Here is a 23158-nt window from a genome sequence, read left to right as displayed (position 1 = left end):
GACCCGCAGACCCCCACCTCCCCGACCCGCAGGAGCCGACCCGTGCACCGACAGCACCAGCGCCGCGGCGTCGCGGCCGTCACCGTGGCGGGGGGCCTCGTGCTCGCCGCCGCCCTCGCGACCCCCGCGGTCGCCGAGCCCGTCCCGGCTCCGGGGCCGGCGAGCGCGACGTTCCTCACGCCGTACCTCACCGAGCTCGACGTCACGGGCGACCGGCAGGTCACCGCCGCCGACCTCGACGTCGTCGCCGCGCACCTCGGCGCGACCTCGGCGTCGCCGGGCTGGTCGGACGTCGCCGTGGCCGACGTCGACGGCGACGGGACGCTCACGGTCGCCGACCTCGCCGCCGTCGCGCAGCGCATGGTCTACGACGACGGCCCGTTCGAGCTCGTCGAGGCGAGCGTGCTCGACATGCAGGCGGCGATGAACGCGGGCGTCACGACGTCCGTCGCGCTCACGCAGGCGTACCTCGACCGGATAGCCGCCTACGACCGGACCCTCGTCGACACGGGTGCCGGCGGGCGTCCGCTGAGCTCGGTCATCGCGGTGAGCGACGTCGCGCTCGCGGCCGCGGCCGCCGCCGACGCCGAGCGTGCCGCGCACGGCATGACGAGCGCGCTGCTGGGCGTCCCGGTCGCAGTCAAGGACAACTACGACACGCTCGACATGCCCACCACCGGCGGCTGCGGCTGCTGGACGGACAACCGGACCACGACCGACGCGACGATGGTCGCCGGCCTGCGGGACGCGGGCGCCGTGATCCTCGCGAAGGCGAGCCTCGACGAGTTCGCCTACGGGTTCGTGTCCGAGTTCTCGGCGGGGCAGCCCGTCGGCTCGACCGTGCGGGTGGCCAGCCCGTACGCGACGTCGCGCAGCGCGGGCGGCTCGTCGGGCGGCACGGGCGCGGCCATCGCCGCGAACCTCGCCGGCATCGGGTTCGGCACCGACACGGGCGGCTCGATCCGCGTGCCGTCGTCGTACAACCAGCTCGTCGGGGTCCGGCCGACCGTCGGTCTGGCGAGCCGCGACGGCATCATCCCGCTCGCGCTGAGCCAGGACACGGGCGGCCCCATGACCCGCTCGGTCCTCGACGCGGCCGTCGCGCTCGACGCCGTCGTCGGCGTCGACGAGGCCGACCCGGTGACGGCCACGCAGGCGGGCCACGTGCCCGAGTCGTACACGGCGGCGCTCGACCCCGAGGCGCTCGACGGCACGCGCATCGGCTACGTCGCGTCGATGGTCGGCAGCAACCGCACGACCGTGCGGCTGTGGGCGCAGGCCCGTGCGGCGCTCGAGGCGCGGGGCGCGACCCTGGTCGAGATCCCCTCGTCGCCCGAGCTCTCCGCGGTCCTCAACGAGCCGAGCGGCAGCACCAACGAGTTCCGCCGCGACCTCGCCGCGTACGTCGAGCGGCACCTCGCGCCGCAGGTGCAGGCCCGCACCATCGAGGACATCCTCGCGACCGACCACTTCGTGACGTCGCGCCGCGGCGTGTACGAGCAGCGGGCCGCGGTCACCGACGAGCAGTACGACGCGTGGGCGGGCCCGACGGGCAGCCACACGGTCGCGCTCGCGACGGGCCGCGCGTACGTCACGCAGCTCATGGACGACCTCGACCTCGACGCGATCGCCTACCCGGGCGGTGTGCCCTACGGCACGCAGGGCACCAACATGCGGCTGAGCCCCAACACGGGCCTGCCGGCCGTGACGGTGCCCATGGGGCAGGCGACGGCCGAGGACGCGACGGTCCCGGGGGCCGGGGTCAACCTCGAGCTCGTGGGTCGCGCGTTCGACGAGGGCACGCTGCTGGGCCTCGCGTACGACTTCGAGCAGACGACCCGGGCACGCACGACGCCCGCGCTGTACGGGCCGCTCGGCTGAGCGGCGCCGCGTGGTCGCGTCCCCCGGGGCGGGGCCACGCGGGACGACGACGGCCCCCGCCCGGTGCTCCGGGCGGGGGCCGTCGTGCGTGCGGCAGGGGTCAGAGGCCTGAGTCGCGCATGGTGCCGGTGAGGCCGCCGTCGAGGTGCACGACGATGCACTGCAGGACGTCGTCGCCGGCCGCCCAGCTCTCCGAGGTCGGGTACAGCAGCGTGTAGTCCAGCGCGGAGTCGAGGTACTCGGTGCCGACGAAGCCGGCGAACTCGCCCTCGCAGTACTGCGTGTAGAACTCGTCACCGGCCTCGTACTGCTCGTCGGTGAGCTTCGTCTCGGCGTAGATCTCCGCGTCGTGCTGCTCGGAGCACGGCGTCGCGGGCAGCGACGAGAACTCGGTCGCGTCCGACGAGTCGAGGTAGTTGAGGCAGTCGCCGACCTGGAGCGAGAACACGTCGGCCTCGGCGGACGCGGTGATCTCGCCGCCGGGCTGGTCGCGCTGCGCCTCGGGGGCGGAGTCGCCCGTGACGGCGTCGAGGATGGAGCCGCAGCCCGAGAGCGTCACGGCGAGCGCGACGACGGCGAGCGGGGCGAGGGCGGAGCGGAAGGTACGGGAAGTCACGTCCAGCGATCCAACCAGGACGTTCGTCCGGTGGATACCGAATTGGGCGCGCGTCCGGGTGAATCCCTGTGAGGCTGCTGTGGGTCGCGTCACGTCTCACCCGGACGGGTGTCCGTGCAGGTCACGCGCGGCGGAACCCGTGACGCGCGTGACGCCCGGCCGTGAGCGCGACCTCGCCGCCGCCCGCACCGTCCACTGGTCACATCGGGCGCTGGCTCGCCCACGCGACACCGACCACTGGTCAGATCGAGCGCCGCGTCACGGCGTGTCGGGCTCCGAAGTGACCAGTGGTCACCCGGGAGGGGTGGTGTCGGGCTCCGAGGTGACCAGTGGTCGCTCCGGGGTCAGGGGGTCAGCGCCGGTTGCAGGTCGCGCAGCGCCGACCGGACGGCGGCGCGGAACGCGGTCGACCCGGCGACCTCGGCCGGGAACACGTCGCGCAGCGCGAGCAGCCCCTCGACCGGGTCCGGGCCGGTCGCCGCGGCCGCCAGCCGGTCCGCCACCGGGTCGTCGAGCGCGACCGCCCGGCCGCCGACCACGAGGTCGCCGGCCGCGGCCGCGCGCACGTACGCGACCCACCCGGCGACCGCGTGCGCGGCCGCGTGCGGCACCGCGCCGGCGGCCAGCCGGTCGGCCACGGTGCCCAGCAGGCGGACGGGCAGCTTCTGCGACCCGTCCATCGCGACCTGCACGGTCGTGTGCCCGGTGCGCGGGTTCGCGAACCGGTGCAGCACCTCGTCGCGGTACGCCCGCAGGTCCGTGCCCTCGGGCGCCACCAGGGTGGGCAGCACGTCCTCGTCGAGCAGCGCGCGGACGACCGCCGCGAGCTCCGGGTCGGCCACGGCCTCGGCGATCGTCGCGTGGCCTCGCAGCGCGCCGAGGTACGCCAGCGTCGAGTGCGCCGCGTTGAGCACGCGCAGCTTGGCGCGCTCGAACGGGGCGACGTCGTGCGTGAACGTCGCACCGGCGCGCTCCCACGCGGGGCGGGGCGCGGCGAACGCGTCCTCGACGACCCACTGGAAGAACGGCTCGCCGACCACGAGCGCCTCGTCGTGCAGGCCCAGCAGCGCCGCGGCCTCGGCGCGGTGCGCGTCGGTCGTCGCGGGCACGATCCGGTCGACCATGGTCGACGGGAAGCGTACCGACGACGCGACCCACGCCGCGACGTCGTCGGACCCCGGCACCGCCGCGAGCGCCTGCCCGACGAGCCCCGCGAGCACGCCGCCGTTCTCGGTGAGGTTGTCGCAGCACACGACGGTCAGCGGCGCGCCCGACGTGCGGTGCCGCCGCACGAGGCCGCGCACGAGCGTGCCGATGGGGGTGCCCGCGGCCGCGTCGTCGTCGGTGCGCAGCTCGGCGGCCGCCGCGGCGAGGTCGGCCGCGACGTCGGGCGCCGTGGTGTCGAGCGCCCCGTCGGCGCGGCGGCGGTAGCCCTTCTCCGTCACGGTGAGGGTCGCGACGTGCGTCGTCGGCGCCGCGAGCGCGTCCAGCACGCGCGCCGTGTCGCGCCCCGGGTACGCGACCTCGCGCACCGAGCCGACGAGCCGCACGCTCGACGCGTCCGCCCCCGTGGTCAGGACGCCGTACAGGCCGTCCTGCGGGCCGAGCTGCTGCACGACGCGCGGGCTGCGCTGCGTGACGCCCAGCAGGCCCCAGCCGGTCTCGCCCGTCGCGGCCGCCGCGTCCTCGGTGCACACGGCCTGGTGCGCGCGGTGGAACGCGCCGATCCCCAGGTGGACCTGCCCGACCGTGAGCTCGCGCGGGTCGACCGCGGGGCCGCGCACGGCGTCGGGCAGGCCACGCGCGGCGCGCTGCGCCCAGGTGGTCGCGGACAGGCGGGGCGGCGTCATCGGGGCTCCACGAGGTCGGGTCGGCGGTCGGGCGGCGGTGCGGTCGACCCGCGCACCACGAGCTCGACGGGCAGCACGGTGCGCGGCGCGGCGTCGTCGCGCGGTGCCAGCAGCAGGTCGACGGCGGTGCGGCCGAGACGTGCGAGCGGCACGGCGACGGTCGTGAGCGCGGGCGTCACGAGCGTCGCGACGGGCGCGTCGTCGAACCCGACGACGGACACGTCGTCCGGAACTCGGACGCCGCGCGTGCGCAGCCGGTCCAGGACGCCGAGCGCCACGAGGTCGTTGTGCGCGAGCACGGCGGTCGCGCCGCTCGCGAGCGCGAGGTCGGCCGCGGCGACGCCGCCCGCGAACACGGGGGCGTGCGCGCCGAGGTCGACGACCTCGACGTCGACCCCGGCGGTCGCGAGGCCGTCGCGACGACGCGCGTCGGACCACGAGCCGGCGGGGCCGCCCGCGTACGCGACGCGGCGGTGGCCGAGCGCGCGCAGGTGCCGCACGGCCTGGCGCACGCCGTCGCCGTTGTCGACGACGACCGACGGCAGGCCCGCGCCCTCGCGGTTGACGAGCAGCACGGGCCGGTCGCCCGCGGCGACGTCGGCGAGGTCCTCGGCGGACATGCGCGGCGAGCACAGCAGCACGCCGTCGGCCTGCGCGCCGAGCTGCGCGACGAGCTCGGCCTCGAGCAGCGGGTCCTCCTCGGCGTCGGCGACGACGACGGCGTGCCCGGCGCCGCGGGCGCGGGCCTGCACGGCCTTGGCGACGGCCGAGAAGAACGGGTTCTCGAGGTCGGGCACGACGAGGCACAGGTGGCCGCTGCGTCCGGTGATGAGCTCGCGTGCGGCGCGGTTGGGGCGGTAGCCGAGCTCGCGCGCGACGCGCTGCACGAGCTCGCGCCGCTCGGGGGCCACGAGGTCGGGCGCGCTGAGGGCGCGCGACGCGGTCGCGGGGGAGACGCCGGCGGCGCGTGCGACGTCGCGCAGCGTGACGGCCATGGGTGCTCCTCCGCGTCGGGGCCGGGCAGCCCGCGGGCGCCGGTCCCGGTGCGCCGACGCGATGAATGCGATTTCATCATGCGGCTCTCGGCGGGTGCAAGCGATCGCGCATCGGCCTTGCGTTGTCCCGTGATCGCCTGGCAGGGTCGTCCTGCAAACGTATTCATCGTGGTGGGCGAGGACGCCCGCACCGCGGCTGCGCACCGCTGCGCCGCCGCGGCCCACCGCCGGAGGACCGCATGACCGATCCCACCGCCCGCTGGGCGCTCCACCCCGACCGTGCCCTGCCGGCCGACCCCGTCACGCGCCCCGTGGCCCGGCAGATCCTCGACGCCACGCAGCACCTGCCGATCGTCTCGATGCACGGCCACGTCGACGCGGGCCTGCTCGCGCGCGACGAGCCGTTCGGCGACCCCGCGTCGCTGCTGGTCATCCCCGACCACTACCTCGTGCGCATGCTGGTCTCGCAGGGCGTCCCGCACGACGCGCTCGGCGTGCCGCGGCGCGACGGCCGCCCGGTCGAGACCGACCCGCGCGAGATCTGGCGCGCGTTCGCGGCGCACTGGCACCTGTTCCGCGGCACGCCCACGCGGTTCTGGCTCGAGCACGTGCTGGTCGACATCCTCGGCGTCGAGGAGCGGCTGTCCGCCACGACGGCCGACGCCGCCTACGACACGATCGCGGCGCGACTCGCCGAGCCGGGCTTCCGCCCGCTCGCCCTGCTCGACCGCTACGACATCGAGATCATCGCGACGACCGACCCCGCGTGGGCGTCCCTGACGGACCACGCGGACCTCGCGGCGCGCGGCTGGGGCGAGCGGGTCGTCCCGACGTTCCGGCCCGACGCGGTGCTGCACCCCGACCGGCCCGGCTGGGCGCAGGACGTCGCGCTGCTGGCCGAGCGTGCCGGCACGTCGATCGGCTCGTACCGCGAGTTCGTCGCGGCGCTCGAGGCGCGCCGCTGGGCGTTCGTCGAGGCCGGCGCCCGCGCGACCGACCACGGCCACGTGCGCGCCGACACCACGCCGATGGACGAGGTCGACGCGGCCGCGGTGTTCGCGGCGGCGCTGCGCGGCGACGTCGACGCGGCGGCGGCGCAGGCGTTCAGCGCGCACATGCTCTTCGAGATGGCCCGCATGTCCACGCAGGACGGCCTGGTCATGCAGCTGCACCCCGGGTCGCTGCGCGACCACGACCCGCGCGTGCTCGCCGAGCGCGGGCCCGACGTGGGCTACGACATCCCCGTCGCGACCGAGTACGTGCGCGCGCTGCGCCCGCTGCTCACCGCGTTCGGGCACCACCCGAACCTGCGGCTCGTGCTGTTCACGCTCGACGAGGACACGTTCAGCCGCGAGCTCGCGCCGCTCGCGGGCGTGTACCCGGCGGTGCGGCTCGGCGCGCCGTGGTGGTTCCTCGACACGCCCGACGGCATGCGCCGGTTCCGCGAGGCCGTGACCGACACCGCGGGCTTCGCCAACACCACCGGGTTCGTCGACGACACGCGGGCCTTCCTGTCGATCCCGGCGCGGCACGACCTGTCGCGGCGCGTGGACGCCGGCTTCCTCGCGCGCCTCGTCGTCGAGCACCGCCTCGACCTCGACGAGGCGCTCGAGACCGCGGTCGACCTCGCGTACGGCCTGCCGCGTCGCGCGTACGCACGCCCGGGCGCCGCCGATCCCGGCCCGGCCGCCGCGGTCCCGCAGGGGGCCCGGTCGTGACCGGCTCGCCGGCCCGGGCCGCCGCGGTCGCCGCACCCGCGGACGTGCTCGCGCGGCTCGCCGCGCACCGGCTCGTCCCGGTCGTCGTCGTCGACGACGCGCACGACGCCGACGCGCTGGGCTCCGCGCTCGTCGGCGGCGGGCTGCCCGTCGCCGAGGTGACGTTCCGCACCGCCGCCGCACCCGACGCGATCCGCGCGCTGCGCGCCCGCGGCGACGTGCTCGTCGGCGCCGGCACCGTGCTGACGGCCGCGCAGGTCGACCAGGCCGTCGCGGCCGGCGCCGACTACGTCGTGTCGCCCGGCACGTCGCGCGCCGTCGTCGAGCGGTGCGCCGAGCACGGCGTGCTCGCGCTGCCCGGCGCGGTCACCGCGAGCGAGGTGCAGGCCGCGCTCGAGCTCGGCGTCACCACGGTGAAGTTCTTCCCCGCGGGCACGTCCGGCGGTGCGGCCGCGATCGCGGCGCTCGCCGCGCCGTTCGGCGGCGTGCGCTTCGTCCCCACCGGCGGCGTCGGGCCCGCGAACCTCGCGGAGTACCTCGCGCTGCCAGCCGTCGCCGCGGTCGGCGGCTCGTGGATGGTCCCGCGCGACCTCGTGCGCGCCGGCGACGTCACGGGCGTCCGCGCGCTCGTCGCCGACGCGGTCGCGCTCGCAGCAACCCTGCGCCCCGCCTGACGCCGCCCACCCCCTCCGCGAGAGTCCGATCCAGTCCCCACCCTCTCCGCGAGAGTCCGATCCAGTCCCCACCCTCTCCGCGAGAGTCCGATCCAGTCCCCACCCTCTCCGCGAGAGTCCGATCCAGTCCCCACCCTCTCCGCGAGAGTCCGATCCAGCCCCCACCCTCTCCGCGCGAGTCCGATCCAGCCCCCACCCTCTCCGTGAGAGGTCAATCCAGTCCCGCCGTCAGGAGCCGACGATGTCCGACCTGCGTCTCCGTCCCGCGTCCGAGTGCCGCTACGACGCCGTCTCGCTGGGCGAGGTGATGCTGCGGCTCGACCCCGGCGAGGGGCGGATCCGCACCGCCCGGCAGTTCCGCGCGTGGGAGGGCGGCGGCGAGTACAACGTCGCGCGCGGCCTGCGACGCGCGTTCGGCCTGCGTGCCGCGGTCGTCACCGCGCTCGCCGACAACGAGGTGGGTCGGCTCGTCGAGGACCTCATGCTGCAGGGCGGCGTCGACACGTCGCTCGTGCGGTGGGTGCCCTACGACGGGACCGGGCGCGAGGTCCGCAACGGGCTGAACTTCACCGAGCGCGGGTTCGGCGTGCGCGGCGCGGTCGGCGTGTCCGACCGCGGCCACACCGCCGCGTCGCAGCTCGCCCCGGGCGACGTCGACTGGGAGCACCTGTTCGGCGAGCTCGGCGTGCGGTGGTTCCACACGGGTGGCATCTTCGCGGCCCTCTCCGACACCGCCGCGGCGACCGTGCTCGAGGCCGTCACGGCCGCGCGCCGCCACGGCACGGTCGTCTCGTACGACCTCAACTACCGCCCGTCGCTGTGGAAGGCGGTCGGCGGCCGCGCGCGGGCGCAGGAGGTCAACCGCGGCATCGCCCCGCACGTCGACGTCATGATCGGCAACGAGGAGGACTTCACGGCCGCGCTCGGGTTCGAGGTCGAGGGCGTCGACGAGCAGCTCACCGACCTCCAGGTCGACGCGTTCGCGGCCATGATCGAGCGCGTCGCCGCGCAGTACCCGGACGTCCAGGTCGTCGCGACGACCCTGCGGACCGTCCGCTCCGCGACCGTCAACGACTGGGGTGCGCTGGCCTGGTCGCGGGCCTCCGGCCTCGTGCAGGCGACCCACCGGCCGGGCCTGGAGATCCTCGACCGCGTCGGCGGGGGCGACTCGTTCGCGTCGGGCCTCGCGTTCGGCCTCCTCGACGGGCAGCCCCTCGCCACGGCGGTCGAGTACGGCGCCGCGCACGGCGCGCTCGCCATGACGACCCCGGGCGACACGTCCATGGCGTCGAAGGCCGAGGTGGTCCGGCTCGCGGGCGGCGGGGGCGCGCGCGTCGACCGCTGAGACGTGCCCTGGCGTCCGGGCCCGGCCGCGGCGCGTCGGCGCCGGCCGCAGATCGAGGGCCGGAGCCCCCACGGCCCGACCGGGCCGTGCCCTAGCCTTCGAGCATGGCCACGAGCGTCACGCTGAGCGACGTCGCCCGCGAGGCGGGCGTGTCGCTCGCGACCGCCTCGCGCGCGATCAACGGCAGCGCGACCCGCACGGTCCGGCCCGACCTGAGGGAGCGCGTCCTCGAGGCGGCGCAGCGGCTGCGCTACACGCCCGACGCCAACGCGCAGGCCATGGCGCGCGGCCGCACGACGTCCGTCGGCCTCGTGGTGCACGACATCACCGACCCGTACTTCTCGTCGATCGCCGCGGGCGTCACGGCCGCCGCCGACGCCGCGGGCCTCCAGGTCACGCTCACCGACACGCGGCACGACCCCGAGCGCGAGGTCGAGCTCGTGCGCCTGCTGCAGCGGCAGCGGGCCCGCGCGATCGTCGTGGTCGGCGGCCGGCACGACGACGAGGCCGGCAACGACGTCATGCGGCGCACCCTCGCGGAGTACGCGGCCTCGGGCGGGTCGGTCGCGCTCGTCGGGCAGCCGGTGCTCGACGTCGACACGGTCGTGCTCGAGAACGTCGCCGGGGCCGGTGCGCTCGCGCGGGCGCTGCACGCGCGCGGGTACCGACGGCCCGCGGTGCTCGGCGGTCCCGACACGCACCTCACGGCGCGCGAGCGGCGCGACGGCTTCACGCACGCGTTCGCGGCGCTCGGGACGCCCGTGGACCCCGCGCACGTCGTCCCGAGCGCGTTCACGCACGAGGGCGGCGAGGCGGCGATGCGCGAGCTGCTCGCGGTCGGGGCGGACGTCGACGTGGTGTTCGCCGTCAACGACGTCATGGCGCTCGGGGCGCTCGCGGCCGCGCGCGACCTGGGCGTGCGCGTGCCCGAGGACGTCGCGCTCGCGGGTTTCGACGACATCCTCACGCTGCGGGACGTCGTCCCGGGGCTGACGAGCGTGCGGGTCCCGCTCGTCGAGGTCGGTCGGCTCGCGACCGGGCTCGCGCTCGACGCGCACGCCGAGGGTCCCCGCGTGCGCACCGTGCCGACCGAGGTCGTGCTGCGCGCCTCCACGCCCGACCGCAGGGTCTGAGCCGCGGCCCTCAGCGCTCGGCGACGAGCGGCGGGATGCCGTACACCTCGACCGCGGTGCGGCCGAGCACGCGGGCGACGGCGTGCGCGTCCAGCCCCGCGAGGGTCGCGCGCAGGCCGCCCCACACCTGCGGCCAGGACGCGTGCGCGTCGAGCGCGGTCGGCCAGTCGCTGCCGGCCATGAGCCGGTCGGCGCCGAAGACGTCCACCGCGTGGTCGACCGCGGGGCGGACGTCGTCGACCGTCCACCCGGGCCCGGCCGCGCGCCCGAGCCCGGCGAGCTTCGCGACGACGTTCGGCAGCTCGGCGACGCGGCGCAGCGCGTCCGCCCAGGTCCGCCACGCGGCGTGGTCGCCCGCGCGGAGCGCCGCCAGCGGCGGCGCCCCCAGGTGGTCCACCACGACCGTGAGCTTGGGGTGCCGGTCCGCGACGGCCGCGACGTGCGCGAGCAGCGCGGGCGTGGTCGCGGGGACGTCGAGGACGAGCCGTCGCTCGCAGAGCAGCGCGAGCCCGTCGTCGACCGCGTCGCGCAGCAGCCACTGCGGGTCGCTCTCGCGGTCCACGTGGTGGCTCACGCCGACCACGGGCTCGGTCCGCCAGTGGTCGAGCTGGGCGGCGGCGTCGTCGGGCTGGTCGAGCGGCACCCACGCGACGACGCCGAGCACGTGCGGCGAGCAGAGCGCCTGGAACAGCAGGTGCTCGCTGTCGGCGCGGTTGTCCGCGGACTGCACGAGCACCACGCCGTCCACGTGGTGCTCGTGCAACGCTCCGCCGACCTCGTCGACCCGGTAGGTCCGCCGCAGCAGTGCCGGGTCGTGCGACATCCAGGGGTAGTGGACCGTCTCGGGGTCCCACGCCTGGAGGTGCGCGTCCACGACGTCGTAGGGCATGTCAGCGACCGTAGCCCGACCGGCTCGTCCGAAACGTGTCACCGGTCAGATCCTCATAGAACCCTCATAGAAAGGGCTGTGACTGGAAGCGCGTCACGTCCGCCCACGCGTGCGAGTCGGACGAGCGTCCATGCAGGTCACCACGGTTGAGCAGCAGGTCACGAGCCTGTCGGCGGGTGAGTCACGACCCAGTCACGGGACGGGTCATCGACCCACCGCGTAGCCCTGCCTCCCGCGGGGGTTCGCCGCCGCCTGCAGCAGGCCGTCGGCCCGCACGCCGGCCGCGCTGATGCGGCCCAGCGTCCAGGGCCCCGCGTCCGCCACCGCGTGCCCGCGCGCGGCCAGCCCCGCGAGCACCGCGGGCCCCAGCCGCGACTCCGCGACCAGACCGCGCGGCACGTGCGTGCGCGGGTGGAACGACCCGTGCACGTGCGACGAGTGCCACGCCGGCGCGTCGATCGCCTCCTGCAGGTCCAGCCCGCCCAGCAGGTGCCGCAGCAGGAACGGCACGGTCCACTGGTCCTGCTGGTCGCCGCCCGGCGTGCCGAACGCGAACCCGTGCCCGTCGCCCAGCGCGAGCGCGGGGCTCAGCGTCGTGCGGGGCCGTCGACCGGGAGCGAGGCTCGCGGGCAGGCCGTCCTCGACCCAGAACATCTGCGCGCGCGTCGGCAGCGCGAACCCCAGCCCCGGCACCACCGGGCTCGACTGCAGCCACCCGCCCGACGGCGTCGCGGACACGCGGTTGCCCCACCGGTCCACGACGTCGACGTGGCACGTGTCGCCCGGGCTCAGGCCGATCGGGGACACGGTCGGCTCGCCCAGCCCCGCGACGCCCGGCCCGCGCGCGTCGCCCGCGTCCGCCGCGGCGCGGGCGGCGACGAGCGCCCGGGCCAGCCGCGGCGTGCGGCCGTCCGGCGACCCGGGCCGGTACCCGCCGTCGGCCTCCGCCCCGACCAGTCGCGCGCGCTGCGCGGCGTACGCGGGGGACAGCAGCGCGTCGAGCGGGACCTCGCCGTCGTCGCCGTACCAGGCGTCACGGTCGGCCGCGGCGAGCTTGGCGACCTCCGTGACCACGTGCACGAGCTCGGTGAGCGGGCCGTCCGGAGCGTCGCCCGCACCGGGGGCGGTCGCCGCGCGCACCAGGTCGTCGACCCCCAGCGCGTCGAGCAGGCGCAGCTGCTGCAGCAGCACGGGGCCCTGGCCCCACGCGGCCGTCTTGTGCACCTCGACGCCCGCGAACGGCACCGCGACGGTCGGCTCCTCGGTCGCGCGCCAGGCCGCGAGGTCGTCGCCCCGCAGGAAGCCCGTGTGCGCGCGGCCCGTCGCGTCGTGCACGGGCGTGCCGGACACGAACGCGTCGACCGCGTCGGCCACGAAGCCCTCGTAGAACGCGCGGCGCGCGGCCTCGACCTGCGCCTCGCGGTCCGGTCCGGCGGCCGCGGCCTCGGCGACCAGCCGCTCGAACGTCGTCGCGAGGTCCGGGTTGGTGAACCGCGCGCCCGGTGCCGGGAGCGCACCGCCCGGCAGGTACACCGCGGCGCTCGTCGGCCAGTGCGCGCGGAACATGTCCGCGACGGTCGCGACCGTGCTCGCGGCGGCGGCCACGAGCGGGTACCCGTCGCGCGCGTACCCGATCGCGGGTCCCAGCACGTCCGCCAGCGGGAGCGTCCCGTACCGCGCCAGCAGGTCGAGCCACGCGCCGAACGCGCCCGGCACGACCGCCGCGAGGTGGCCCGTGCCGGGCACCTCGTCGACGCCGAGCGCGCGGTACGCGGCGGTCGTCGCGCGCGCCGGGGCGACGCCCTGCCCGCAGATCACGAACGTGCGCGCGTCCGACGCGCGGTGCCCGATCAGCGGCGCGTCGCCCCCGGGGCCGTTGAGGTGCGGCTCGACGACGGTCAGCGCGAACCCGGCCGCGGCGGCCGCGTCGAACGCGTTGCCGCCCGCCTCGAGCGTGCGCATGCCGACCGCGCTCGCGAGCCAGTGCGTCGAGGCGACCATGCCGAACGTGCCGGTGAGCAGGGGGCGGGTGGCGAACAGCGCACGATCCTCACACGGTGCGCCGACGCGAGACCTCAGACGCCGCCCGGGAACCCCAGCGCGCGCCACGCCTCGTACGTCGCGACCGCCGCCGCGTTCGACAGGTTCATGGACCGGCGGCCCGGCAGCATCGGGATCCGCACCTGGTCGGTCACGCGCGGGTGCGCCAGCACGTGCGGCGGCAGCCCGCTCGGCTCGGGGCCGAGCAGCAGCGCGTCGTCCGCGCGCCAGTCGACGTCGGTGTAGCGGCGGGTCGCCTGGGTCGTGAACGCCAGCACGCGCGACGTCGGCAGCGCGGCCAGCAGGGCCTCGAGGTCGGCGTGCACCACGACGTGCGCGAGGTCGTGGTAGTCCAGGCCCGCACGGCGCAGGCGGGCCTCGCTCAGGTCGAAGCCGAGCGGCTCCACGAGGTGCAGCGTCGCGCCGGTGCCGGCGCACATGCGGATCGCGTTGCCGGTGTTGCCGGGGATGCGGGGCTCGTAGAACACGACGTGCACGGGCCGATCCTGCCACCCGGGACGCGGGTGCCCCGCGCCGGCGGCGGGTGGTTGGGTGGGGGCGTGGACGACGAGGTCGGCGCGACGACGCGCCTGCAGCTGCGGCTCGACGCACCCGCGGAGCGCTGGACGGACGCGTTCCCGGTGGGGAACGGGCGCATCGGTGCGATGGTGCACGGCGGCACGGCGCACGAGCTCGTGCAGGTCAACGACGACACGTGCTGGTCGGGTGCGCCGCTCGACGGGCCGCCGCGGCCGGTCGGTCCGCTCGGCGACGACGACCCGCCCGCGGTCGTCGAGCGGGCGCGGGCCCGGCTCGCGGCCGGCGACCCGCTCGGCGCCGAGCGCGAGGTGCAGCGGCTGCAGACCGGCTGGTCGCAGGCGTACCAGCCGCTCGTCGACGTCGAGCTCGACCACCCCGCGGCCGCGGGCGACGACGGCTACCGGCGCGTGCTCGACCTGGGCCGCGGGGTCGTGACGACGACGTGGCGGGCGGCCGACGGCACGCCGTGGCGGCAGGACGTGCGCGTGAGCCACCCCGACCGCGCGCTGCTGCTGGAGCGTGCGTCGCTGCCGGTGGTCGCGTCGCCGGGGGCCGCGGCGCCGGGGGGCGGGGGCGCCGCGTCGCCCGGGCCCGTGCCCGCGGGGGCGGGCGACGCACCGCACGACGTGCGCGTGCGCCTCGCGTCGCGGCACCCGTGGGCCGTCGCCCCGACGTCCGCGCACCGCGGGTCCGCGGACGACCCCGCCCGCGGGCGTGCCCGCGTCGTGCTGCGCGCGGCCGTCGACCTGCCGTCGGACGTCCTGCCGGACTACTCCGGCGAGCCCGACCTCGTGACCTACGGCGGCCGCGCCGTGCACGCGGGCGTCGCGGTCGCGGTGCTCGCCGACGGGCCGGGTGCGACCGTCGACGTCGCGGACGGCGAGGTGCGCGTGCGCGGCGCCGGTCGCGTGCGCGTCGTGCTGACGACCGCGACCGACCACGACGTCGCGGCCGGGACGCTGCACGGGGACCGGTCGCGCGTCGCGGCCGAGGCCCGCGCCGCGCTCGACGCCGCGCTCGCGGACCTCGACGGCCTGCCCGCCCGGCAGGAGGCCGACCACGGCGCGCTCATGGGGCGCGTCGAGCTCGACCTGCGCGCGCCCGGCGAGGACCCGCCCACCGCGGGGGCGGACGGCCCCGGTCCCGTGCCCGACCTGCCGCTCGACGCGCGCCTCGTGCGGCACGCCCACGGCGCGCCCGACCCGCACCTCGCGGTGCTCGCTTTCCAGTACGGGCGGCACCTCACGGTCAGCGGATCGCGGCCGGGCACGCTGCCGCTGAACCTGCAGGGCATCTGGAACCCGCACGTGCAGCCGCCGTGGAACGCGAACTACACGATCAACATCAACACCGAGATGAACTACTGGCCGACGCTCGTGGGGGACCTCGCCGAGTGCCACGAGCCGCTGCTCGCGTGGCTCGACCGGCTCGCGGCCGCGGGCGAGGCCACCGCGCGCACGCTGCACGGCGCACGGGGGTGGGTCGCGCACCACAACAGCGACGCCTGGTGCTTCACGGGCCCCACGGGGCGCGGGCGCGACTCCGTGAGCTGGTCGTGGTGGCCCTTCGGCGGGGTGTGGCTCGCGCGGCACGTCGTGGACCACCACGACTGGACGGGCGACGACGACGCGCTGCGCCGGCACTGGTCCGTCGTGCGCGGCGCGGCGCTGTTCGTGCTCGACACGCTCGTCGAGCTCCCCGACGGCTCGCTCGGCACGGCACCGGCCACGAGCCCCGAGCACCACTACCTGCTGCCCGACGGTCGCCACGCGGCCGCGGGCGTGTCGACCACGTCCGACCTCGCGATGGCCCGGGACCTGCTCGACCACGTGCCCCGTCTGGCGCCCGTCGTGGGCGAGCGCGACGAGGACCTGCTGGCCGCCGTCGACGGCGCGCTCGACCGCCTGCCCACGGAGCGCGTCGCACCGGACGGGCGGCTCGCCGAGTGGTCGGCCGACGTGCCGGACGCGGAGCCCGCGCACCGCCACCAGTCGCACCTGTACCGCGTGTTCCCCGGCACGTCGATCGACCCGGACGCGGCGCCCGCGCTGGCCGCGGCCGCGCGGCGCACGCTCGACGCGCGCGGGCCCGACTCGACCGGCTGGTCGCTCGCGTGGCGGCTCGCGCTGCGCGCCCGCCTGCGCGACCCCGACGGGGTGACCGCGCTGGTCACGGCGTTCCTGCACCCGGTCGACGCGGACCCGGCCGACCTGCCGCCGGCCGCCGCGCCCGCGGCGGAGCGCGGCGGGGTCTACCGCTCGCTGCTGTGCGCGCACCCGCCGTTCCAGATCGACGGGAACCTCGGGTTCACGGCGGGCCTCGCCGAGGTGCTCGTGCAGGCGCACCGCCGCGGTCCGGACGGCGTGCGCGAGGTGCACCTGCTGCCCGCGCTGCCCGCCGCGTGGCCGTCCGGACGCGTCCGCGGGCTGCGGCTGCGCGGCGGGCTGCGGCTCGTGGACCTCGCGTGGCGGGACGGGCGCGTCGTGCGGGCCGTGCTCGCGGCGGAGCGCCGCGTCGTCGTCGACGTGCGCGAGGGCGCCGAGCGCCGGCAGGTCGTGGTGCGCCCGGGCGAGCCGACGGTCGCGGTGGGCTGACCCGCCGCGGCGGTGCGGGGAGGGCCGTCAGGCGGGCGCCGGGGCCGTGGACTCCCGGACGACGAGCTCGGTGGCCAGGTCGATCCGCAGGTTCGCCGGGCGCTCGCCGGCGGCCAGGCTCAGCACCATCTGCGTCGCGGTGCCGGCCATCTCGCGCAGCGGCTGGCGCACGGTCGTGAGCGACGGCCCGAGCCACTGCGCGAGCGGGATGTCGTCGTAGCCCACGACCGAGACGTCCTCGGGGATCGACAGGCCCAGCTCGCGCACGGCGCGCATGACGCCGAGGCACTGGTAGTCGGAGCCCGCGAAGATCGCGGTGGGGCGGTCGGCGCGCTGCAGCAGCCGCAGGCCGTGCTCGTACCCGCCCGTGACGTGGAAGTCGCCCCAGCGCACCAGGTCGGGGTCGGCCTCGACGCCGGCCTCGGCGAGCGCGCTGCGGTAGCCGTCGACGCGGGCGCGCGAGCACAGCACGTCCGGAGGCCCGGCGATGACGCCGATGCGCCGGTGCCCGAGCGCGAGCAGGTGGCGGGTCGCGATGAGACCGCCGTTCCAGTTGTTGGACCCCACGGTGGGTACGCCGGCCGGCGGCTCGCCGAACGTGTCGACGACCACGAACGGGATGGAGCGCGACTCGAGCTGGTGGCGCTGCGTCGCGTCGAGCGTCGAGAGCACGAGCAGCACGCCGAGCGGGCGGCGCGCGAGGATGTCGTCGATGAGGTCCTGCGGCGGGCGGTGCGCACCGCCGAGCTCGGACAGCACGACGCCCACGCGGCGCGCCGCCGCGGCGTCCTCGACGCCCTTGATGACCTCCTGGGCCCACGCGTTGTCGATGTGGTGGAACACCAGGTCGATGAGGCTCGGGTCGCCCGAGCCGCGCCCGCGGCGCCGGCGGTAGCTGTGCTCCTCGAGGATCGCCTCGACGCGGGCCCGCGTGGCCGCGGCCACGTCCGCGCGGCCGTTGAGCACCTTGGAGACCGTCGGCACGGAGACCCCCGCGAGCGCCGCGATCTCGGCGATGGTGACGGTGCGTCGTCCGTCGGTCGACGTGGTCACGGGGCCTCCTCCGGCCGGGCTCGCCTGACTGCGGGTGGTGACGTCGTCGTCGGGTGCCCGTGATGTGTCCGCAAGTTTCGAGGGCACGGTAGCACCCGGGAGGGTGCGCGGGGGAGCGTCCGACAGGGCCGCTCGGCGCCGGTGCGCGGCCGTCGTGGGACGTCCTGGGCGCCGCCGGAGGCTGTCCCGGACACCCGTCCGGTCTCGGTTCGGCCACGGAGGTTGACGGCACCGCAAACGTTTGCCTAACGTGGCAGCCCTCACGTTCGGCGGAATGGGCCGCCGACACGTTTCGACCACGAGGGCGTGGAGAACCGATGCAGGCGGAGCAGCACGAGACGGGGCCGGCGGACGCCGGGACGCCGCCGCACGACCACGTCCCGCACCTGACGAGCACCACCACCCCCGGGGTGCTCCTCACCCGCGAAGGGTGGTGAAGCCATGTCCACGCAGGACGGAGTGACCGTCGACGGCACGGTCGCCGCGCAGACGACGGTGGACCGCACGCAGCGCGCCGCCGCACCGGTCGCGCAGGGCGCCGGCTCGTCGGGCCCGCGCGACCGCGCGGCCCGCAAGCGCCGCGAGGGTCACGTCACGTGGGGGCGCGCGCTGCGCCGGGACTGGCAGCTGTACTCGCTGCTGGTCCTCCCGCTCGTGTTCTTCCTGGTCTTCCGCTACGTGCCGATGCTCGGCAACGTGATCGCGTTCCGCCGGTTCCGGCCGGGCGGCTCGATCTTCGGCGAGGAGTGGGTCGGTCTGCACTACGTGCGGATGTTCATCAACGACCCCACGTTCTGGAACGTCTTCCAGAACACCCTGGTGCTGGGCGTCCTCAGCCTCGTCATCATCTTCCCGCTGCCGATCGTGCTGGCGCTCATGCTCAACGAGCTCCGCTCGCAGCGGTTCAAGCGGATCATCCAGACGATCTCGTACCTGCCGCACTTCATGTCGATCGTCATCGTCGCCGGCTTGGTGTTCCAGCTCACGGCCATGCGCGGCACGGTCAACCAGGTCATCACCGCGATCGGCGGCGACGCGATCGGGTTCATGCAGCTGCCCGAGTGGTTCCGGACCATCTACATCAGCTCCGAGATCTGGCAGACCGTCGGCTGGGGCACGATCCTCTACCTCGCCGCGCTGTCGACCATCGACCCGCAGCTCTACGAGGCCGCGCGCATCGACGGCGCCAACCGGTGGCGCCAGACGTGGCACGTCACGCTGCCCGGCATCCGGCCCACCATGGTCGTCCTGCTGATCCTCAACATCGGCACGTTCATGGCCGTCGGGTTCGAGAAGATCCTGCTGCTGTACAACCCCCTGCTCTACCCGACCGCGGACGTCATCGCGACGTACCTGTACCGCGTCGGCATCGGGTCCAGCCAGTTCTCCTACGCCACGGCCATCGGCCTGTTCGAGGCGCTCATCGGCCTCACCCTCGTCCTGTCGGCCAACGCGATCTCGCGCCGAGTGGTGGGAGCCTCCCTGTGGTGACCGTCGACAACGTCACGCGCCTCGACAAGAAGCTGTCGAAGCCGACCGTCCGGGCGGTCAAGGAGACGCGGGCCTACACCGCGTTCCGCGTCGTCAACGCGACGCTCCTCGTCCTCATCGCGGCGATCACGCTCTACCCGTTCGCGAACCTGGCCGCGCAGGCGTTCAGCTCCGAGTCGTACATCAACTCGGGGCAGGTCACGATCTGGCCGCGCGGCTTCAACCTCACGACGTTCGACCTCGTCATGAGCGACTCGATGTTCTGGCGCAACTACCAGAACACGGTCTACTACACGGTCGTCGCGACGCTCGTCGCGATGGTCCTCACCACCACGTACGCGTACGCGATCTCCAAGTACCGCCTCAAGGGGCGCACGGTGTTCATCGGCATCGCCGTGTTCACCATGTTCTTCAACGGCGGCCTGATCCCCAACTACGTGCTGGTCAACGAGCTGGGCCTGCGCAACACCGTGTGGGCCATCGCGCTGCCCAACGCGATCAGCGTGTTCAACCTCCTGGTCATGAAGTCGTTCTTCGAGAACTTCTCGACCGAGCTCGAGGAGGCCGCCGAGATCGACGGCCTGAGCACGTACGGCAAGCTCTGGCGCATCGTCCTGCCGCTGAGCAAGGCGGTCATCGCGACGATGGTGCTGTTCTACGCGGTCGCGTTCTGGAACTCGTGGTTCGCCGCGTTCCTCTACATGGACCACCGCGAGCTGTACCCGGTGACCGTCTACCTGCGGAACCTCATCGCGGGCGCCACGAGCGTCGACGGCGCGGCCGGGTCCTCCGAGGCGACGCAGATCGCCGCCAACGTCAAGGCGGTGACGATGCTCCTCACCGTCCTGCCGATCGTGTGCCTGTACCCGTTCATCCAGAGGTACTTCGTGTCGGGCGTGATGCTCGGCTCGGTCAAGCAGTGACCTGATCGCCCCACCCGCGCCCCGCCGGGGTCGCGGTGCCACTTCCACGGATCCGGACGACGACGTTCCCCCGGAAGGAGAACCATGAGGACCACCAAGAAGCGGTCGGTGGCGTACGCCGCGACCGCCGCGACCCTCGCGCTGGCGCTGGCGGCCTGCGGCAGCGGTGGCGACGGCGGGGACGGCGACAAGCCGTCCGCCGAGGACATCGGCTCGGTCGGCGCGATGGAGGACTTCGCGGTCGGGACGACGTTCAAGGCGACGGAGCCGGTGACGTTCGGCCTGATGTACCGCGACCACCCGAACTACCCGCTCAAGGACGACTGGGACATCCTCACGAAGTTCAAGGAGAACCAGAACGTCTCCTTCGACATCACGTCGCGTCCGCTGTCGGACTGGGACCAGGCCAAGTCGGTCGCCATCGGCGCCGGCAACGCGCCCGACATCATCTCGGTGACGCACCCGGGCCAGGAGGCGCAGTTCGTCGCCGGCGGCGCGATCCTGCCCGTGAGCGACTACATCGACTACATGCCCAACTTCAAGGACAAGGTCGAGAAGTGGGACCTGCAGGACGACGTCGACCGGATGCGCCAGGAGGACGGCAAGTTCTACCTGCTGCCCGGCCTGCGTGAGTCCGTCCGCCCGATGTACACGTTCGCCGTGCGCAAGGACGTCTGGGAGCAGCTCGGCCTGAGCCTCGAGCCCGAGACGTTCGACGACTTCGCGGCCGACCTTGCGAAGGTCAAGGAGGCGTACCCCGACAAGTTCCCGATGTCCGACCGCTGGTCGGCCAACGGCCCGATCGAGGCGACGCTCAACATCGCGGCGCCGAACTTCGGCACCGCGGCGGGCTGGGGCTTCGGCGAGGGCACGTACTGGGACGCCGACGCGAAGGAGTTCGTCTACGCCGGTGCGATGGACGAGTACCGCGACCTGCTCGAGTACTTCCACGGGCTCGTCGAGGACGGTCTGCTCGACCCCGAGAGCCTCACGCAGGACGACGACCAGGCGCAGCAGAAGATCGCGTCGGGCCAGACGTTCGCGCAGCTCACGAACGACCAGGAGATCCTCAAGGTCCGCACCGCGTTCGCCGAGCTGGGCACGCCCGGCGAGGTCACGATGATCCGCGTGCCGGCCGGTCCCGCGGGTGACTTCGTCGCCGGCGGACGCCTCGTGAGCGGCGCGATGCTGTCGTCGAAGGTCAAGGACTCCGACCACCTCAAGGCGATGCTGCAGTACCTCGACTGGCTGTTCTACTCCGACGAGGGCCTCGAGTTCTCCAAGTGGGGCGTCGAGGGCGAGACGTACACCAAGGACGCCGACGGCAAGCGCACGCTCATGCCGGAGATCGACCAGAACGACCTCAACCCGGGCGCGCCCAAGAAGCTCAACGTCGACTACGGCTACCACAACGGCGTCTGGATGCTCGAGCACGGCTCGTCCGACGAGCTCGACCAGTCGATGCTGCGTCCCGAGGTCGTCGAGTTCGTGGAGTCGATGTCCGACAAGGAGCTCGCTCCGGTCGCGCCGCCGGCCCCGCTGAACGAGCTCGAGCGCGAGCAGGTCTCGCTGTGGCAGACGGCCCTGAAGGACCACGTCTGGCAGAACACGGCCGCGTTCATCCTGGGCCAGCGCTCGCTGGACGACTGGGACGCCTACGTCAAGGAGCTCGAGGGCAAGAACATGCAGCAGTACCTCGACGTCGTGAACGGCGCCCAGGAGCGCTTCGCCGAGAAGAACGGCTGACCGGTGACGGCCGGGTCGCCCTCCGCACCGGAGGGCGACCCGGCCGTCGCTCATCGGGGCCCGGCAGGGTCCCGCACCCCCGCACCACCCCGGCACGCCCCGACCCGTCCTTGGAGCACCGTGCGCACCGTCGTCCCGTCCCAGCCGTCCGGCCCCCTGCCCACGTCCTGGCGCGAGTGCGTCGGCACCGGGCGCATGAACCTCGCGCTGCGCGCGGACTACCGCGACTCGCTCGCGCAGGTGCAGCGCGACATCGGCTTCCGGCACATCCGCGGGCACGGCCTGCTGTCGGACGACATGGGCCTGCTGCGCACCGACGAGGTCGACGGGCGCACCCACACGCGGTACGCGTTCACGTACGTCGACCAGGTGCACGACTTCTTCCTCGAGGTCGGGATCCGGCCGTTCCTGGAGCTCGGGTTCATGCCCTCGCAGCTCGCGTCGGGCGACCAGACCGTGTTCTGGTGGAAGGGCAACGTGACGCCGCCGCGCGACCACGCCGAGTGGGTCGCGCTCGTGCAGGCGCTGCTGCGGCACCAGATCGAGCGGTACGGGATCGAGGAGGTCCGGCGCTGGCCGGTCGAGGTCTGGAACGAGCCGAACCTCGCGGGCTTCTGGAAGGACGCCGACCAGGCGGCCTACTTCCGGCTGTTCGAGGCCACGGCCCGTGCGGTCAAGGACGTCGACGCCGAGCTGCAGGTCGGGGGCCCCGCCATCTGCGGCGGCTCGGACGACGCGTGGTGGGCGCCGTTCGCGGACTTCGTGACGAGCCGCGACGTGCCGATCGACTTCGTCAGCCGGCACGCGTACGCGACGGGCCCGACGCAGGAGATCCCGTTCGGCACCTACCAGACGCTGCAGCCGCCGGCGTGGCTGCTCGGCGAGTTCGACGTGCCGCGCCGCTACCTCGAGGGCACGGCCCTGGCGGGCCTGCCGGTGCACATCACCGAGTTCAACACCTCGTACCGGCCGGACAACCCGATCCACGACACCGCGTACAACGCGGCCTACCTGGCGCCCGTGCTCGCGGGCGGCGGCGACCTGGTCGACTCGTTCTCGTACTGGACGTTCTGCGACGTCTTCGAGGAGACGAACGTGCCGACGTCGTTCTTCCACGGCGGGTTCGGCATGCTCACGCACCGTCAGGTGCCCAAGCCGACGTACCACCTGTACGCGTTCATGGCGCGCATGGGCCGCGACGTGCTGGCCCGCGGCGACGACCACCTCGTGTGCGCCGACCCCGACGGGCGCGTGACCGTGCTGGCGTGGCAGCCGGTGGGCGGCACCGAGGCTCCGGACGCCGCGCCCGAGCACCGCGTCGAGCTGTCCCTGCCGGTGCGCGGCGACGCCGTGTTCGCGCTGCGCGAGCGCGTCAACGAGCACGACGGCAACGCGTTCGCCGCGTGGCGGGAGCTCGGGCGTCCGATGTCGCCGACGGCGCGCGAGCTCGACCTGCTGCGCACGTGCGCGGCGCCCGCCGTCGAGCACGACGTGCTGCGCGCGCACGACGGCCGCGTCGACCTCGACCTCGCGCTGGCGCGCCACGAGGTGACGTTCGTCGAGCTGACGCCCGTGACGCCCACGCACCACGAGGGGCTCGACGACCGCCGCATCCTGGGCGTCGACGACGACCGGCTCGTCGCGGCGCACGAGCGCGTGCGAGCATGACG

Annotated in this window: 17 protein-coding genes; 10 read left to right on the top strand and 7 right to left on the bottom strand. The window is 74.9% G+C overall.

Annotation, left to right across the window (positions count from 1 at the left end):
• Positions 1–42: 42 nt before the first annotated feature.
• Entirely contained in the window at positions 43–1881 is a 1839-nt protein-coding gene (locus tag E4A51_RS07045; protein WP_240696410.1) for an amidase family protein, read from the top strand.
• A 100-nt stretch (positions 1882–1981) separates the two neighbouring features.
• On the opposite strand, the gene E4A51_RS07040 is transcribed toward E4A51_RS07045, so the two are convergent.
• The 3 genes from E4A51_RS07040 to E4A51_RS07030 form a co-directional block, all read right to left on the bottom strand.
• A complete protein-coding gene (locus E4A51_RS07040; protein WP_070320861.1) occupies positions 1982–2497 on the bottom strand; it encodes a septum formation family protein in 516 nt (171 codons plus the stop codon).
• Between the two features lie 344 nt (positions 2498–2841).
• The gene (locus E4A51_RS07035) at positions 2842–4347 is read right to left on the bottom strand and encodes a mannitol dehydrogenase family protein (RefSeq protein WP_134851278.1); all 1506 of its coding nucleotides are present in this window, start codon (positions 4345–4347) and stop codon (positions 2842–2844) included.
• Complete coding sequence (locus tag E4A51_RS07030) at positions 4344–5342, bottom strand: LacI family DNA-binding transcriptional regulator (RefSeq protein ID WP_070320863.1); 999 nt, start codon at positions 5340–5342, stop codon at positions 4344–4346. The genes E4A51_RS07035 and E4A51_RS07030 overlap by 4 nt, the downstream gene beginning before the upstream one ends.
• 239 nt (positions 5343–5581) lie before the next feature.
• Here E4A51_RS07030 and uxaC point away from each other — a divergent pair, with 239 nt between their 5' ends.
• From uxaC to E4A51_RS07010, 4 genes are all read left to right on the top strand, one after another.
• A complete protein-coding gene (gene uxaC / locus E4A51_RS07025) occupies positions 5582–7060 on the top strand; it encodes a glucuronate isomerase (protein WP_134851277.1) in 1479 nt (492 codons plus the stop codon).
• Positions 7057–7734, top strand: a complete 678-nt coding sequence (gene eda / locus E4A51_RS07020) for a bifunctional 4-hydroxy-2-oxoglutarate aldolase/2-dehydro-3-deoxy-phosphogluconate aldolase (protein ID WP_082740327.1) — start codon at positions 7057–7059, stop codon at positions 7732–7734. Before uxaC ends, eda begins: the two co-directional genes overlap by 4 nt.
• A 241-nt stretch (positions 7735–7975) precedes the next feature.
• The gene (locus tag E4A51_RS07015; protein WP_134851276.1) at positions 7976–9079 is read left to right on the top strand and encodes a sugar kinase; all 1104 of its coding nucleotides are present in this window, start codon (positions 7976–7978) and stop codon (positions 9077–9079) included.
• A gap of 104 nt (positions 9080–9183) precedes the next feature.
• The gene (locus E4A51_RS07010) at positions 9184–10212 is read left to right on the top strand and encodes a LacI family DNA-binding transcriptional regulator (protein ID WP_134851275.1); all 1029 of its coding nucleotides are present in this window, start codon (positions 9184–9186) and stop codon (positions 10210–10212) included.
• A 10-nt stretch (positions 10213–10222) separates the two neighbouring features.
• On the opposite strand, the gene E4A51_RS07005 is transcribed toward E4A51_RS07010, so the two are convergent.
• From E4A51_RS07005 to E4A51_RS06995, 3 genes are all read right to left on the bottom strand, one after another.
• Complete coding sequence (locus tag E4A51_RS07005; RefSeq protein ID WP_134851274.1) at positions 10223–11101, bottom strand: amidohydrolase; 879 nt, start codon at positions 11099–11101, stop codon at positions 10223–10225.
• Positions 11102–11305: 204 nt separating this feature from the next.
• On the bottom strand, positions 11306–13102 hold the full coding sequence (locus tag E4A51_RS07000; RefSeq protein WP_134851273.1) for a gamma-glutamyltransferase family protein: 1797 nt from the start codon (positions 13100–13102) through the stop codon (positions 11306–11308).
• A 74-nt stretch (positions 13103–13176) separates the two neighbouring features.
• Positions 13177–13638: a tRNA (cytidine(34)-2'-O)-methyltransferase gene (locus tag E4A51_RS06995; protein WP_070320873.1), complete on the bottom strand. Its 462-nt coding sequence runs from the start codon at positions 13636–13638 to the stop codon at positions 13177–13179.
• A gap of 63 nt (positions 13639–13701) precedes the next feature.
• On the opposite strand from E4A51_RS06995, the gene E4A51_RS06990 reads away from it, so the two are divergent.
• Positions 13702–16275, top strand: coding sequence for a glycoside hydrolase N-terminal domain-containing protein (locus tag E4A51_RS06990; protein WP_167748848.1), 2574 nt, complete (start codon positions 13702–13704; stop codon positions 16273–16275).
• Positions 16276–16302: 27 nt separating this feature from the next.
• Here E4A51_RS06990 and E4A51_RS06985 read toward each other — a convergent pair whose 3' ends face one another.
• Positions 16303–17328: a LacI family DNA-binding transcriptional regulator gene (locus tag E4A51_RS06985; RefSeq protein WP_046529236.1), complete on the bottom strand. Its 1026-nt coding sequence runs from the start codon at positions 17326–17328 to the stop codon at positions 16303–16305.
• A 441-nt stretch (positions 17329–17769) separates the two neighbouring features.
• On the opposite strand from E4A51_RS06985, the gene E4A51_RS06980 reads away from it, so the two are divergent.
• The 4 genes from E4A51_RS06980 (at position 17770) to E4A51_RS06965 (ending at position 23156) form a co-directional block, all read left to right on the top strand.
• The gene (locus E4A51_RS06980; protein ID WP_240696409.1) at positions 17770–18819 is read left to right on the top strand and encodes a sugar ABC transporter permease; all 1050 of its coding nucleotides are present in this window, start codon (positions 17770–17772) and stop codon (positions 18817–18819) included.
• On the top strand, positions 18813–19742 hold the full coding sequence (locus tag E4A51_RS06975; RefSeq protein WP_206119978.1) for a carbohydrate ABC transporter permease: 930 nt from the start codon (positions 18813–18815) through the stop codon (positions 19740–19742). Before E4A51_RS06980 ends, E4A51_RS06975 begins: the two co-directional genes overlap by 7 nt.
• Positions 19743–19826: 84 nt before the next feature.
• Positions 19827–21488 carry an extracellular solute-binding protein gene (locus E4A51_RS06970; protein ID WP_134851271.1) on the top strand — a complete coding sequence of 554 codons (1662 nt, stop codon included), beginning with the start codon at positions 19827–19829 and terminating at the stop codon, positions 21486–21488.
• Positions 21489–21608: 120 nt separating this feature from the next.
• Positions 21609–23156: a xylan 1,4-beta-xylosidase gene (locus tag E4A51_RS06965; RefSeq protein ID WP_134851270.1), complete on the top strand. Its 1548-nt coding sequence runs from the start codon at positions 21609–21611 to the stop codon at positions 23154–23156.
• Positions 23157–23158: the final 2 nt, after the last annotated feature.

Origin of the sequence: Cellulomonas sp. HD19AZ1 (genome assembly GCF_004535805.1) — a bacterium.
GTDB classification, from domain to species: Bacteria; Actinomycetota; Actinomycetes; order Actinomycetales; family Cellulomonadaceae; genus Cellulomonas; species Cellulomonas iranensis.
The sequence above is the reverse complement of the archived record's forward strand: the minus strand, read 5'-3'. Positions and strand labels throughout refer to the sequence as shown.

Excerpts from the sequence above, each read along its gene's own strand:
- E4A51_RS07010 (WP_134851275.1), top strand. The coding sequence starts at position 9,184 with ATGGCCACGAGCGTCACGCTGAGCGACGTCGCCCGCGAGGCGGGCGTG.
- E4A51_RS07015 (WP_134851276.1), top strand. The coding sequence starts at position 7,976 with ATGTCCGACCTGCGTCTCCGTCCCGCGTCCGAGTGCCGCTACGACGCC.
- E4A51_RS07030 (WP_070320863.1), bottom strand. The coding sequence starts at position 5,342 with ATGGCCGTCACGCTGCGCGACGTCGCACGCGCCGCCGGCGTCTCCCCC.
- E4A51_RS06980 (WP_240696409.1), top strand. The coding sequence starts at position 17,770 with ATGTCCACGCAGGACGGAGTGACCGTCGACGGCACGGTCGCCGCGCAG.
- E4A51_RS07000 (WP_134851273.1), bottom strand. The coding sequence starts at position 13,102 with ATGGTCGCCTCGACGCACTGGCTCGCGAGCGCGGTCGGCATGCGCACG.
- E4A51_RS06970 (WP_134851271.1), top strand. The coding sequence starts at position 19,827 with ATGAGGACCACCAAGAAGCGGTCGGTGGCGTACGCCGCGACCGCCGCG.
- uxaC (WP_134851277.1), top strand. The coding sequence starts at position 5,582 with ATGACCGATCCCACCGCCCGCTGGGCGCTCCACCCCGACCGTGCCCTG.
- E4A51_RS07005 (WP_134851274.1), bottom strand. The coding sequence starts at position 11,101 with ATGCCCTACGACGTCGTGGACGCGCACCTCCAGGCGTGGGACCCCGAG.
- E4A51_RS07035 (WP_134851278.1), bottom strand. The coding sequence starts at position 4,347 with ATGACGCCGCCCCGCCTGTCCGCGACCACCTGGGCGCAGCGCGCCGCG.